Genomic DNA, 12,743 nt, shown 5'->3' with positions numbered 1-12,743 from the left:
TGCAAAAAAGAAAAGCGTCACTTCTTGAGAACTACGCCCAACGCCGTCCCCAGAACGATTCCAACCACGAGGGAGACCGCAACGTAGCGGCTCACATCGGTCTTCGTCGCAGGCCCCTCCTCAGGTGCCTTCCCTCCGAGGGCTCGGATTATCGCGGCGCTGTTCTCCCTGAGAACTTCGGTGTACGGCTCGTCCTTCCAGAAGACCCTTATCTCGGCGGACGGCTTCCCACTCTTGGAGGACAGCTCCCTCGCCGCGTCTTTGAGCTGGTCGGGGCTGTCCACGGCGTAGACCACAACGTCCGCCTTGGCCGCGGTGGGAACGAGCTCATCCACGCCTATGGCAGGCACCTCTTCCTCCGGCTTTATCGAGGCGATTGCCTTGATTCCGAGCCATTCCAGAGCGTACTGGTCAGGGGGCATCTGGATCACCGCGGTGTGGTTCCCATCAACGAGGACGCGATACGCCTCCATTATCGTCCTCACCCTCACCTCGAAGTCTTCGTATCCTGCCAGATACGTCTCGGCGTTGAGGGGGTCTGCTTTCTCCAGGGCTTTTTCGGTGGCCCTTGCGATCGCCAGCGCGTTCGTGGGGTCAAGCCAGACGCCGTGGGGATTGTCCTTGTTCCCGTACCAGTACTCCGGGAGATACCTGAAGCCCTCGCGTTTGTAATCCTCAAGAAAGAGCGTCTCACCCGTTATGGTGCCCTCCGCCTTCAGCTCGGCTATCTTCTTCTCCACCGGGAGATGGCCGCCAGTCGTCACGATGACGCTTGCCTTCCTCAGGAGCTCTATCTGACTCGCCGTGAGCTGGTACTCGTGAGGGTCAGCACCGGGCGGGATCAGGTAGACCACATTCACCGAATCACCGAACGCATCCTGAACTATTGCCGCCAGAGGTGCGATGCTGGCCACAACCAGCGGCTTTTCTTCAGCGGCGCTGGTGAGGGGTGTCAACGTCCCAATCAGGATAATCACGATGATTAGGAACCTCTTCATTTTCGGTCACCCTAATCTGGTTAGGATGGCAGCCTTTAAAGGTTGTCGGAAGATTTATAAGAGTGTAAAACTTAACACTCCTGGGTGTCGTCATGAGGAGACTGACGGCATTGATAATTTTGGTCTTTCTCGTAAGTACGGCAGTTCCGGCCAGCTCCTACGACATTGATTCAAAGACCACCGTTGTGGTGCACTCCAACTACGAGTTGCTCGGAGTTCTCTACTACCTCGCCTACGGCTCCCAGGACCCGTTTATAATCTACAGGGGTCAGTATCTGCATGATGTCGAATCGTGGTTTGGTCAATACCAGAACCACAAAGCCGTTGAGATGCTGAAGGAATACTTAGCCGATGCGAATTCAATATCTGAGAGGGACTACAAGCTCCTTTACTTGGATCAGGTTGCCCTCTCTTTGCCCGCTGGCATGCAGGTGGGCGTTTCTCAATCTCAAGTTGAGGCCCTTGCCCGTTTCCTTGATGTCGACGTCGGATGGATGTCCGAGTTTCTCACCGCCCTGAAGGACTTTGCGGAGAAAACGGACTTCATGGAATTCTATAACTCCCACAAGGAGTTCTACCAAGAAGATATAGAGCTCTATGCGGATGCCCTGGAATTGCTGCCTCCCAAGGATTTCATGGACAGGTACATGGACTTAACGGAGATTGAATTCAGGTTCGTTCACTCGTACCTCGTCGCTTTTCATGCCCACGCATACAGGCCGAGGGGTGTTTATGGCCTCGCAGGGATTCAACCTCTTGTGAGGCGTGTTCCCCAGAGAACGCTGTGGAGCTACAGAACCGCGAGGGACACGATGTTTGGACTCTCCCTCAACAAGGACTACCTCGATAACCCCGGACTGGACAGGCTCAACTATTTGGGAATGGTTTACCACGAGCTGGGTCACGACATATCCAATCCCACGCTTAACTTTTACGATTACCTTCCGAGGGAGCTCAGCTACCTTGAGAGCACCATTGAGGATGACATGCCCTATCTGGCCGTTTACGACATTCACTTCTGGGGCGACTACGGGATGATATACGAGGGTTTTGCCGATGGTTGGGAGGATTTCGCGATTATGAACGTTGATCCAGAATACGCCGAACTCGCTATGTGGATGCAGAGGGGCTGGGGGGAGTTCTGGATCGATGATATGATAGAGCTCTACGAAAAATATGCCAACGAGTCAGCTCAGAACAACAGGGATATCCGGATGTACATCCAGAATATTGCTGAGGAGCTTAAGGAAAGAATCCCTGAGGAAAACGCCTCCATTCTCTACCAGCAGCGCGTTCCTGTAACCCCGCTGAGGACGTTTGACAGGGGCGCCGTTACTGGAAAAGTCGTGGTGGTCTACGGAACGCAAAATCCCGACCCGAAGGGAAAGGAATACGACAGAGAAACCGCTGAACTCATAGCCGACAACCTAAAGATCTTCTACTCCCAGTGGAACGGGAGCGTGGAGATAGTCGTTAAGGCCGACGTGAATGTAACGGAGGATGAGCTTGGGGAGAACCTTGTTCTTGTTGGAGGTCCGGCGGCGAACTCGGTTGTCGCTGAAATGCAGGAGCACTTTCCGCTGCACTTTGTGAAGGAAGGGGACTACTGGGTGATTGACCACAACATCAATTGGAGCGTCGATTCGTTCATAATAACGGAGAACGAGAGCGACCCAGTGCTGAAAGGGCAGCTTGATCTGTCCGATGACCTCACCGCCGCGCTCCTGCTTGCGGTGAGAAACCCCAACAACCCCGAGAATTACATCGTTTGGATAGCAGGGGCGGACCGCTACGGTACGAGGCTCTTCAGAAATCCGACCTACTACCTGTCAAGCTACGAAATATTTACAGGAAAAGAGATGGAGATGGGCTTTTATGTTCAGCCGCTGGCATCCCCATGAGGGGAGTTTTCTTCTTTTCCGTTCCCGTTGCTCTTGATGTGGGGCTTGCCGATGGCTATCGTGAACCCCTTGAAGCTGTCGTCCTTTCTGTTGAACTCTATCGCCAGCGGAAGGCCGTTGTCCTCGTTGAAGACTATGCGCACTATCCTCGCCCGCGAGTGGTCGTTCAGGTAGTCCTCCTTGAGGTCGTCGTAGTCTTCGAGAACCCTGTCTATGCTGTCGCTGTGCATGTCGTAGATTTCCCTAGCGTAAATGCTGTGATTCTTGATCTCCTCGACCTTTTTCTCCTTATTCAAACTATCACTTCCCGGACTTCATCATGCCCTGCGCCAGGCACCCTCCCGGAATTTAAAAACCTTCCTTCTTTCAGCCATGCGGAGGGCTTCCTCGAGCTTGCCCTTCGGGACTTCCATCCCATGGAGCTCCTTGAAGAGCTCGATGATTTCATCCGTGGTTAAAGCATCCTTCTCCTCGAAGAGGTTGCCAACGAGGTTTATCATGTCCTCGACGAAGTTCCACGGGAAGACTATCCAGGCCCAGTCGATTTCCTCGCCGTAATAGTCCGGTTTGAAGCGCGAGCCCTTTATGGTGAGGAGCGTCGCGACCTTTATCTCCGCCGGCTTCTGTCCCTCGACGTAGTTCTTCGCGAGCGTTAGGCTCTCGCCGGTGTCGCTGATGTCGTCCACTATGAGAACCTTCTTGCCGCCCAGGTCGTAGTTGCTTCCGTACTTGAGCCTGGCCTTTCCGTCAGGGGTCGCCGTAACGCCCCAGTGCTCGACCTTGAGGCTGACGAGGTCTTTGACTCCCAGGTAGTCGCAGTAGAGCCTTGCAGCAATCCAGCCGCCCCTCGCGAGGCCGACTATAACGTCCGGCCTCCATCCGTCCTCCAGAACCTTCCAGGCACCTTCCTTTGCCCATCTTTCTATGTCGTCCCAAGAAGCGAGATAAGCCGGAAACTTCTTCATTGCATTTCCCTTAACGGAGCAAAGGGAAGGTTATATTTAAGCGTTACGCTCTGGGATTTGACTGGAAGATGACAAAAGAGAGTGGGAAAATCAGAGCCTGGCCCGCTTCCATATCGTTCCCTGGGGCGTGTCCTCGAGCTGGATGCCCATCTCTCTAAGCTCGGCCCTTATCTTGTCGGCCAGAGTAAAGTTGCGCTGCTTTCTGAGCTGGGCGCGGACGTCGATGAGCAGTCTGATGAGCGCCTCCTCCTCGCCGGCCCTCTGCTCCCTGAAGTAGTCCTCGAAGATGCCGAAGACCTCGCTGACTATCCTGAAGAACTCCATCGCCTTGCGGAGGATGCTCTCCTTCGGCTTCTCAACCTTCGTCAGATATCTGTTGACGGCATTGCTGGCCTCGAAGACTGCCTTCATGGCTTCAGCGGTATTGAAGTCGTCGTCCATCGCCTCGTAGAACTTCTCCCTCGCGTTCCTTATCGCTTCGTAGGCGTCGAACTCCTCCTGATCCCACTTGAAGGAAATCTCTGCCCTCTCCATGGCCACGCGGATGTTCTCGAGGGTGTTGTAGAGCCTCTCGAGGTTGTTCTTGGCGTGTTCCATGCCCTCCTCCGTGTAGTCGAGCGGTGAGCGGTAGTGCCTCTGGAGGACGAAGAGCCTGATAACCTCCGGGTCGTAGCGTTCGAGCATCTCCCTTATCGTCACGAAGTTGCCGAGGCTCTTGCTCATCTTCTCGCCGTTCACCATCAGGAAGCCGGTGTGGAGCCAGTAGCGAACCCACTGCTGTCCAGTGCATGCCTCCGTCTGGGCTATCTCGTTCTCGTGGTGCGGGAATATCAGGTCGTTGCCGCCCCCGTGGATGTCAAAGGTCTCGCCGAGGTACTTGGTGCTCATCGTGGAGCACTCTATGTGCCAGCCCGGTCTTCCCTCGCCCCACGGGCTTTCCCATTTTGGCTCTCCTGGCTTGGCCTTCTTCCAGAGGGCGAAGTCTTCTGGGTTCTTCTTGCCCTCACCTGGCTCAACGCGGGCGCCTTTCCTGAGTTCCTCGAGCTTTATCCCGCTCAGCTTTCCGTAGTCCTTAAACCTCTGGACCTCGAAGTAAACGCCGTCGCTTCCCTCGTAGGCGTAACCCTTCTCCTGGAGCTTCCTCACGAAGTCTATGATGTCCTCGATGTGCTCGGTAACGCGGGGGTATATGTCGGCCGGCTTGACCTTGAGAGCTTTCATGTCTTCGAGGAAGTAGCGGAGGAACCTCTCGGCCAGCTCCTTCGGGTCCTCACCGGTCTCGTTGGCTCTCCGGATTATCTTGTCGTCTATGTCCGTGAAGTTCATGACCATGAGAACTGTATAGCCGCGGTGCTCCAGGTATCTCCGGATAACGTCGAAGGCTATGTATGTCCTGGCGTGACCGAGATGAGTGTAATCGTAAACCGTCGGCCCACAGACGTACATCCTGACCTCGCCTTCTCTAATGGGCCTGAACTCCTCCTTCTGCTTCGTTAGGGTGTTGTACACTCTTATGGCCATCTTCTCACCACCGGGGGAACTTTGCAAAGCCCTTTTATTAGGTTATCGCCTTCGCTCTGGGCAGATTTGGGCATGGCTTTCGATTGTTTCCGAACCCTTTGCCGCCCCCGCGCCTCGGCAAAAGCTTAAAAACCGACCCCTTCAATCGGGGTTAGAGCAGTGAAAGGAGGTTACGATGATGAAGGTTCAGAAGGGAGACGTCATAAGGCTCCACTACACCGGAAAGGTCAAGGAGACCGGTGAGATATTCGACACCACCTTTGAGGATGTCGCCAAGGAAGCGGGCATATACTCAGAGAAGGGAATCTACGGTCCGGTTCCGATAGCCGTTGGAGCGGGCCACGTCCTCGGGGGCCTCGACGAGCAGCTCGAGGGACTCGAGGTCGGGGAGAAGTACGAGATAATAGTCCCGCCCGAGAAGGGCTTCGGAAAGCGCGACCCCAAGCTCATAAAGACCTTCACCCTCGGACAGTTCAGGAGGCAGGGCATCTACCCGTTCCCTGGAATGCCGGTTGAGATAGAGACCGAGAGTGGAAGGAAGCTCAAGGGCAAGGTCATGACCGTCAGCGGAGGTAGAGTAAGGGTTGACTTCAACCACCCCTACGCGGGCAAGCACCTCGTCTACGAGGTCGAGATAGTCGAGAAGATCGAAGACCCGATCGAGAAGGTCAAGGCCCTCATAGAGCTCCGCATGCCGATGGTCGACACCGAGAAGGTCATCATTGAGGTCGGCGAGAAGGACGTTACCGTTGACTTCGGCCAGCTCCTCAACGAGGTCGACAAGAACACCCTCGTCCTCGGCGAGATACTCCTCGAGAGCGACCTTAAGTTCATAGGCTACGAGGAGGTTACCTTCAAGCCCTCCGTTGACGAGCTCCTCAAGCCGCCCGAGGAGGAGAAGGAGGTCGTGGAGCTCGAGGAAGAGGTCAGCGAGCCCCTCGTGGAGAAGGCTGAGGAGAAGGAGGAGACCGAGGAGAAGCCTGAAGAGGTCAAAGAAGAGCCCAAGGCCGAGAAGGTCGAGGAGAAGCCGGAAGAAGTCACCGAGGAGAAGACCGAAGAACCGAAGGAGACCAAGGAGACAGAAGAGGCTGAGAAGGAGAAGAAGCCCAAGAGGAAGACCACCAGGAAGAGCACCAAGGGCAGGAAGACCAGGAGAACGACGACCAAGAAAACCACCAGCAAGAAGAAGGCCAAGGCGGCCGAAGAAGCCGGTGAGAAGAAGGAGGAGTGAAAGGCTTTTATTCTCCTCCCCCAACTTTTCTCCATGAGGCTCAAGAGGAACCCCTGGATTCTGTACGTTGCATTGATGCCCTTCATCCTCATCGTCCGCTACAGTGGGGGCGGAATTTTCCGGTGGGCAGGCTACAACTTCCTCTTCTACTTCGCTGCGCCCCTGCTCTTCGCGAGGCTCTTTGGATTTAAACCCTCCGAACTAGGGATTAGGATTGGAAAGAAAGATGGCTACAAATGGGCGCTGATACTGTTTCTGCTGACGATTCCCCTGAGCCTCTACGGCGCAAACGTACCCTCGATGAAGGAGTACTACCCGATATTCGAGTACTCCGGCTGGGGCGATTTCTTCCTCAAGGAGCTGGCCGTTGGGGTGATAATGTTCTCCCACGAGGCGTTCTACCGCGGGATTATTCTCTTTCCGCTAGCCAGGAAGAACGAGTGGCTCGGCATACTAGCACAGGATATCCCCTACGCGCTCGTGCACATCGGCAAGCCGGGAATAGAGGTTCCATACTCGTTCGTGGCGGGGATAATCTTCGCCAAGCTCGACCTCAAGAGCGAGAGCTTCCTCCCCAGTTTTCTACTCCACTGGTTCGGGTCGGTTCTCTTCGACCTGCTCTGCGTTCTCCTCTGAGCGAAAGCCCTATTTAGTAGGAGGTGGAAACCCATCCTATGTTCGGCTCCGAGGTGTACACCGACCGCCGCTACTGGGAGATAGACCTGCTCCGTGGCGTCGGAATAACGATGATGGTGGTCTCCAACTTCGTCACGGACCTTCAGCTCTTTCTGGGATATTCCTCCCACCGGACTTTCTGGATGGCGTTTGCCGTCACCACAGCCACGGTATTCGTCTTCGCCTCGGGCCTCTCAATGTGGATAAGCTACTCCAGAACGCTGGAGAAAACTCAGAGGCCGTACGGGAAGTACCTCAGGCGCTTTTTCAAGCTCTTTGGGCTAGGCCTGCTGATTACGGCCACCACGTATTCACTGGGAATGACCATACATTTTGGAATCCTCCATCTCCTTGGCCTTGCGACGCTCCTCGGGATGCTTTTTTACAGGTTTGGACGTCTCAACGCACTCTGGGCGGCGTTCTTTATCCTTGGATACCTCGTCCTTAGAAACTTCCACGATGGACTCTGGCTTCTGCCGATTGGAATCATGCCGGAGAACTACTTCGCTCCCGATTACTTCCCGATATTTCCCTGGTTCGGGGTCTTCCTCCTCGGGATGACTGCGGGGAGCGTTTTCTATCCGGACGGGAGGAGAAAAAAGGAGATAGCCCTTTCATCGAATCCGCTGGTTCACTTCGTTGCCTTCGCCGGGAGGCACACCCTCTTAATTTACGTGGTTCACCAGCCGATCCTCGTGGGTCTGCTCAGGCTCATTTACGGTCCCCTTCCCGGCCTTCCGGTTTAGATATCCTCGCCGTCCCGTAGCCGACGAAGAGCACCTTGTCCGGGTCCAACGCTTTTAGAACCTCAGGCCTGTGGGTGATTATGAGAGCAGTTATGCCCGCTTCCCTTATTATCTCCGCAACCTTCTTGGCCACCCTCATTGCAGTGAGCGTATCTAGGTGGGCCGCGAACTCGTCCATCAGAAGGAGGTTGGGCTTCTCGGCCAAAAGCGAGGCTATCTTTGCCCTCTCCTTCTGTCCGGTGCTCAGCTCCGAGAACTTGGCCCGATACAGCACAGCATCGCTCAGGCCAGCCCTGTTGAGTATCTCCACCGCGGCGTTTATGTCCCTAATCTTCCGATAAACGTGCTCCAGTATGCTCTCGGAGCCGAAGTTAGGCTCGAACTCGCCGGGTATCAGAACTGAGGCTTTTACATTCTCTGGAACCTCTATCTCCCCGCCGGTGGGCCGGAACCTCTCCTCCCACCACCCGTTGGCCGCTCCGAGGATCAGCCTCAGGAGCGTCGTCTTTCCTGCACCGCTTGCACCTACGACCGCTATCAGCTCCCCGGGCTCTATCTCGAAGTTGAGGTTCCTCAGGACGGGTCTCTGAATGACGCGATGCCTAACTCCAAAGGCCTTCAGAAGTTCCTGAATCTCCTCAGGCAATCCTTTAATGTCGAGCTCGCTCTCGAAGACCTTGCTCACGTTGATGAACCTTATCGGCCCGGTCAGGGGCTCAACCTTCCCGTAGCTTGGCCTCCAGAGCCTTCCGTCCTCCGGCGCGTAGGCGTCCTCCCTCAGAAACCTCTCGATGTATTCCCTCGCTTCCTCGGTCAGCGGATAGAAGAGAACCGGCCTTCCACTGGCGGTCTCCCAGAGGAACTTAAAGCCGACCTTCTCGAAGAAGGGGTTGTAGCGGGCCATCTGGGCTATGGTCTCGACGAGGTGCTTTCTCTTCCTCATCTCGGGGATTCTCCTCTCGGCGACCCAGTCAAGGGCGGATTTAACGCTCAGCTGACCGAGGCCGTCGGAGCGGTAGTCTGGGTGAACTACAACCCTCGCAATCCTCGCTCCAGAGGTGTTGGTCTCGGCTAAAGCCCTCCATTTGGCCTCTTCCCAGAGGTACGAGCGGGCGATTTTCCTTTTGTACTTCCGTTTGAGCTCATCGTAGAGCTCTTCCATTATCTTCTCGGGCCAGAAGGCCGGATGGAACCAGTCCTCCGGAAATACCTTTTCACGGATGTTTCTTTCGAGGTCACCGTTGGGCAGTCTGCGGTGCATGAGGGGTATTGGGGGATCAATGCGGACGTAGCTCAGAATCCTCGGCTCATATTCTTCCCTCTCCACCAGTTCGATTATGAGAAACCTCGAAGCAGGAGTCGATCCCTTTATCTCGAGTATGTGCACTTCCTCGCTTCCGCAGACGGGACAGGCTTCCCTCGTGTTCGCCTCGAAGATGTGCCCGTTCTCGCAGCGCCATAGGGCGACCTTCTCTTTCTGGCTGGCGTAGTGATACTGCTCAAGCTCCGCTATGGCTTCAAAATCGCTCTCGTACTTTGCCTCCCTCGCCCTGAGCCTGTAGGTGTAGAGGAGCTCTCCGGTGAGCGGTGAGTAGCGCTTTGCCTCAAGCTCCTTCTCCCAGAGGGGCCAGACCGGAATCTTATCGCCCTCGTAGAACTTCCAGAGCCGGTAATCATCGAAGTCAAGGACTTTGACCCCGTTTCTCTCCTTCGGCTCGTTGAGAACCTCTACCTCCACCTCGTCGCCCGTCAAAAACCACTGGGCCACGGTGCCGGTCATGTAGAGCCTGAGCCTTTCCCCACCGCTCTCGACCTCAAGGATTCCAAACCAGCGGTGTTTGAAGCGCGGGATTTCGCTTCCGACAACTTTCCCGCGTATCATCATGAGAACCACCTCCATGAATTCGTCGCGAAAGGTTATAACGTTAGCCCGTTAATAACTGAGTTATGGAATTCAACAAAAGAGTTATAAAAGCTTGAACGGAACCTCCCCCGGTGGGAGCCATGGAGGAGGGGTATGAAATAACTCCCGTTGCGAAGGAAAGGCGGAAGTTCTCACTCCTGATGCTGTTCGCGGTGTGGTTCGGCGCCGGGATAAGCATCGCCGAATTCTGGGCCGGGGCACTGCTGACTCCGGCTCTCTCCCTGTGGGCGGCGGTGGGTGTGATAATCGTTGGACACATCATCGGCAACGCGGTAATGGGCCTGATAGCGGTGGAAGGCTACGAAATGGGGCTTCCAACGATGGTGCTGTCGAGAGGGGCTCTCGGAATAAAGGGCTCCATTCTGCCATCGGCTCTCAACTATCTCCAGCTCATAGGCTGGACCGCGGTCATGCTCATCGTCGGTGCAAACGCCATGAACGCCCTCTCGGCAACTTTTGGCTTCGAGGGTTATCCCCTGTGGATAATCCTCCTCGGAACCCTCGTCACCCTGTGGACTTACGTGGGGCCCCGCAGGTGGGAGGCGCTGGAGAAGATCTCGGCGCTTCTGCTCCTCATTCTGAGCCTGTGGCTGACATACGTGACGGTGAAGAAGTTCCCCATTGGAGAGCTCCTGAGCAGGCCGGGAACCGGAGGAGTCGGGGTCATGCTTGCGCTCGACCTCGTCATAGCAATGCCCCTTTCGTGGGCACCCCTTGTGGCGGACTACTCAAGGTTTGCGAAGACCAAGAAAGGGGCATTCTGGGGAACGTACCTCGGCTACTTCATAGCATCGAGCCTCTTCTACTTCGTCGGTGCCCTCACCAACGTTGCCGTTGGGGAGAGCGATCCCATAGGAATAATCCTCGCCTACGGCCTTGGAATCCCCGCAATGCTGATAATCATACTCTCAACGCTGACCACCACGTTCCTGGACGTTTATTCGGCGGCAATAACCTACAAGAACATCTCGCCCAGGGCGGATGCCAAAAAGCAGGTGCTCCTGGTTGGCGCCTTGGGAACGCTCCTGGCTCTTGTCTTCCCGGTCGACAGGTATGAGGGGTTCCTAATCCTCATCGGCGGAGCCTTCGTTTCCCTCACGGCCATAATGCTGACGGACTACTTCGTGGTGAGGAAGGGCTACGACCCGGAGGAGCTCCTGGACGAAAGCGGCCCCTTGGCGGGCTACAGATGGAGGGCCCTCTCCGTCTGGGGTCTGGGTTTTGCATTCTACATCGGACTCGCCGTTGAGGGGCTGCTAGGAATCCACGTGCCGATCTTGAGCGGAATCGGCTCTGCACTCGGCTCGAGCATTCCGACCTTCCTTCTCGTCTCCCTGCTTTACTACCTGGTGGAGAGGAGGTGATCCTATGGAGTGGATAGCCGAAAGTCTGGATAGGATGCGCAAAAAACGCCCGCTGGTGCAGAACATAACCAACTTCGTCGTGATGAACACCACAGCTAACGCGCTCCTCGCCCTTGGGGCTTCGCCCGTAATGGCCCACGCTAGGGGAGAGCTTGAGGAGATGCTCGGGATAGCGGATGCACTGGTGGTCAACATCGGCACGCTTGACGAGCACTGGATCGCCTCGATGATGGAAGCCGTCAGAACCGCAAAGAGACTGAAAAAGCCCGTCGTTCTCGATCCCGTTGGGGCAGGTGCGACGAGGCTCAGAACCGAGACGGCGTTGCAGCTTCTTGAGGAGGGAGAGATAGCGGTTCTGAGGGGCAACTTCGGGGAGATAGCCGCACTTCTCGGGGAGCACGGGAAGACCAGAGGTGTTGACAGCGCGGCGTACAGCCCGGATGAGGCGAGAGAACTTGCCATCGAGGCCTCAAGGGAATTCGGCACGGTGGTTGCCGTGACGGGACCCGTCGACTACGTGAGCGACGGAGAAAAAACCTACGCCGTTGAAAACGGGCACGAAATGCTCGGAAGAGTTACCGGGACGGGATGCATGGTGACGGCCATCACCGGCGCCTTTGCAGCTGTTGAGGAGCCCCTTAGAGCCGCCGTATCTGCCCTCGTGGTCTTCGGAGTTGCCGCCGAAAAGGCTTACGATGAAGCCCCCTATCCCGGAACCTTCCACGTGAAGCTCTACGACTGGCTCTACCGGATCGACGGGGAACTGGTGAAAAAAGTGGCCAGGGTGAGGCAAGTTGAGCCTTAGGGAAAGGCTCAGGCTCTACGTCATAACCGACAGACGGTTCAGGGATGAGGTATCGACGGTGCAGGCTGCTCTGGAAGGTGGAGCAACGGCGATACAGATGCGCATAAAGGACGCCCCGACCAGGGAAATGGTCGAGATCGGAAAACGGCTGAGGAAGCTCACCGACGAGTACGGCGCCCTCTTCTTCGTGGACGACAGGGTGGACGTTGCCCTCGCGGTGAATGCAGACGGCGTTCAGGTGGGGCCGGACGACATGCCCGTCCAGTTGGTGAGGGAAATCGCCCCAAACCTGCTGATAGGAGCGTCAGTCTACAGCCTTGAGGAAGCGATGAAAGCCGAGAGAGATGGGGCAGACTATCTGGGTGTCGGGGCCGTGTTCCCAACGAAGACAAAGGCGGACGCACGCTATCTCGGTCTCGATGGCCTTAGGGAAGTCTTGGAGACCGTAAAAATCCCCGTGGTGGCGATAGGGGGAATAAACCATGAAAACGTCCGGGAGGTTTTGAGGCTCGGGGTTGATGGGATAGCGGTTATCTCAGCCATAGTTGGGGCCCCCGACGTTAAGCGCGCCACCCTTGAGATGAGGAGGATAATAGACGAATATTTGGGGTGA

At 56.0% G+C, this 12,743-nt stretch carries 12 protein-coding genes; 7 read left to right on the top strand and 5 right to left on the bottom strand.

Annotated features, from left to right (window positions below; all coding sequences use genetic code 11):
* Window positions 1–17: 17 nt before the first annotated feature.
* Window positions 18–998 carry a metal ABC transporter solute-binding protein, Zn/Mn family gene (locus A3L10_RS02860; RefSeq protein WP_088866315.1) on the bottom strand — a complete coding sequence of 327 codons (981 nt, stop codon included), beginning with the start codon at window positions 996–998 and terminating at the stop codon, window positions 18–20.
* 92 nt (window positions 999–1,090) lie between these two features.
* Here A3L10_RS02860 and A3L10_RS02855 point away from each other — a divergent pair, with 92 nt between their 5' ends.
* The gene (locus A3L10_RS02855) at window positions 1,091–2,899 is read left to right on the top strand and encodes a DUF4932 domain-containing protein (RefSeq protein ID WP_088866314.1); all 1,809 of its coding nucleotides are present in this window, start codon (window positions 1,091–1,093) and stop codon (window positions 2,897–2,899) included.
* Here the strand turns inward: A3L10_RS02855 and A3L10_RS02850 are convergent.
* The 3 genes from A3L10_RS02850 to cysS all read right to left on the bottom strand — a co-directional run bounded on the left by A3L10_RS02850 (window position 2,878) and on the right by cysS (window position 5,385).
* Window positions 2,878–3,195 carry a hypothetical protein gene (locus A3L10_RS02850; protein WP_088866313.1) on the bottom strand — a complete coding sequence of 106 codons (318 nt, stop codon included), beginning with the start codon at window positions 3,193–3,195 and terminating at the stop codon, window positions 2,878–2,880. The genes A3L10_RS02855 and A3L10_RS02850 overlap by 22 nt on opposite strands.
* Before the next feature lie 21 nt (window positions 3,196–3,216).
* Window positions 3,217–3,864, bottom strand: coding sequence for a phosphoribosyltransferase (locus A3L10_RS02845; RefSeq protein ID WP_088866312.1), 648 nt, complete (start codon window positions 3,862–3,864; stop codon window positions 3,217–3,219).
* A gap of 90 nt (window positions 3,865–3,954) precedes the next feature.
* Complete coding sequence (gene cysS / locus A3L10_RS02840; protein WP_088866311.1) at window positions 3,955–5,385, bottom strand: cysteine--tRNA ligase; 1,431 nt, start codon at window positions 5,383–5,385, stop codon at window positions 3,955–3,957.
* A gap of 175 nt (window positions 5,386–5,560) precedes the next feature.
* On the opposite strand from cysS, the gene A3L10_RS02835 reads away from it, so the two are divergent.
* Genes A3L10_RS02835 through A3L10_RS02825 form a run of 3 tightly spaced genes read left to right on the top strand, consistent with a single transcriptional unit; the run spans window position 5,561 to window position 8,037 of the window.
* The gene (locus A3L10_RS02835) at window positions 5,561–6,616 is read left to right on the top strand and encodes an FKBP-type peptidyl-prolyl cis-trans isomerase (protein WP_088866310.1); all 1,056 of its coding nucleotides are present in this window, start codon (window positions 5,561–5,563) and stop codon (window positions 6,614–6,616) included.
* A 33-nt stretch (window positions 6,617–6,649) separates the two neighbouring features.
* Window positions 6,650–7,252, top strand: a complete 603-nt coding sequence (gene mrtA, locus A3L10_RS02830) for a CPBP family archaeomyxosortase MrtA (RefSeq protein ID WP_088866309.1) — start codon at window positions 6,650–6,652, stop codon at window positions 7,250–7,252.
* Window positions 7,253–7,290: 38 nt separating this feature from the next.
* Entirely contained in the window at window positions 7,291–8,037 is a 747-nt protein-coding gene (locus A3L10_RS02825) for a heparan-alpha-glucosaminide N-acetyltransferase (RefSeq protein ID WP_088866308.1), read from the top strand.
* On the opposite strand, the gene A3L10_RS02820 is transcribed toward A3L10_RS02825, so the two are convergent.
* Complete coding sequence (locus A3L10_RS02820) at window positions 8,003–9,922, bottom strand: GNAT family N-acetyltransferase (protein ID WP_088866307.1); 1,920 nt, start codon at window positions 9,920–9,922, stop codon at window positions 8,003–8,005. The two genes, A3L10_RS02825 and A3L10_RS02820, sit on opposite strands and share 35 nt — an antisense overlap.
* 119 nt (window positions 9,923–10,041) lie before the next feature.
* Here A3L10_RS02820 and cytX point away from each other — a divergent pair, with 119 nt between their 5' ends.
* The 3 genes from cytX to thiE are packed head-to-tail and all read left to right on the top strand — an operon-like array spanning window position 10,042 to window position 12,743.
* A complete protein-coding gene (gene cytX / locus A3L10_RS02815) occupies window positions 10,042–11,325 on the top strand; it encodes a putative hydroxymethylpyrimidine transporter CytX (protein WP_088866306.1) in 1,284 nt (427 codons plus the stop codon).
* A gap of 4 nt (window positions 11,326–11,329) precedes the next feature.
* Complete coding sequence (thiM, locus tag A3L10_RS02810; RefSeq protein ID WP_088866305.1) at window positions 11,330–12,130, top strand: hydroxyethylthiazole kinase; 801 nt, start codon at window positions 11,330–11,332, stop codon at window positions 12,128–12,130.
* Window positions 12,120–12,743 carry a thiamine phosphate synthase gene (gene thiE, locus A3L10_RS02805; RefSeq protein ID WP_088866304.1) on the top strand — a complete coding sequence of 208 codons (624 nt, stop codon included), beginning with the start codon at window positions 12,120–12,122 and terminating at the stop codon, window positions 12,741–12,743. Before thiM ends, thiE begins: the two co-directional genes overlap by 11 nt.

Source organism: Thermococcus radiotolerans, from assembly GCF_002214565.1.
GTDB lineage: Archaea > Methanobacteriota_B > Thermococci > Thermococcales > Thermococcaceae > Thermococcus > Thermococcus radiotolerans.
This window is presented reverse-complemented; position numbering and strand designations above follow the sequence as displayed.

What these genes read in the sequence shown, in the direction of transcription:
- A3L10_RS02835 (WP_088866310.1), top strand. Translation starts at nt 5,561, where the DNA reads ATGATGAAGGTTCAGAAGGGAGACGTCATAAGGCTCCACTACACCGGA.
- A3L10_RS02820 (WP_088866307.1), bottom strand. Translation starts at nt 9,922, where the DNA reads ATGATGATACGCGGGAAAGTTGTCGGAAGCGAAATCCCGCGCTTCAAA.
- A3L10_RS02855 (WP_088866314.1), top strand. Translation starts at nt 1,091, where the DNA reads ATGAGGAGACTGACGGCATTGATAATTTTGGTCTTTCTCGTAAGTACG.
- A3L10_RS02825 (WP_088866308.1), top strand. Translation starts at nt 7,291, where the DNA reads ATGTTCGGCTCCGAGGTGTACACCGACCGCCGCTACTGGGAGATAGAC.
- thiM (WP_088866305.1), top strand. Translation starts at nt 11,330, where the DNA reads ATGGAGTGGATAGCCGAAAGTCTGGATAGGATGCGCAAAAAACGCCCG.
- A3L10_RS02845 (WP_088866312.1), bottom strand. Translation starts at nt 3,864, where the DNA reads ATGAAGAAGTTTCCGGCTTATCTCGCTTCTTGGGACGACATAGAAAGA.
- cysS (WP_088866311.1), bottom strand. Translation starts at nt 5,385, where the DNA reads ATGGCCATAAGAGTGTACAACACCCTAACGAAGCAGAAGGAGGAGTTC.
- A3L10_RS02860 (WP_088866315.1), bottom strand. Translation starts at nt 998, where the DNA reads ATGAAGAGGTTCCTAATCATCGTGATTATCCTGATTGGGACGTTGACA.
- cytX (WP_088866306.1), top strand. Translation starts at nt 10,042, where the DNA reads ATGGAGGAGGGGTATGAAATAACTCCCGTTGCGAAGGAAAGGCGGAAG.
- mrtA (WP_088866309.1), top strand. Translation starts at nt 6,650, where the DNA reads ATGAGGCTCAAGAGGAACCCCTGGATTCTGTACGTTGCATTGATGCCC.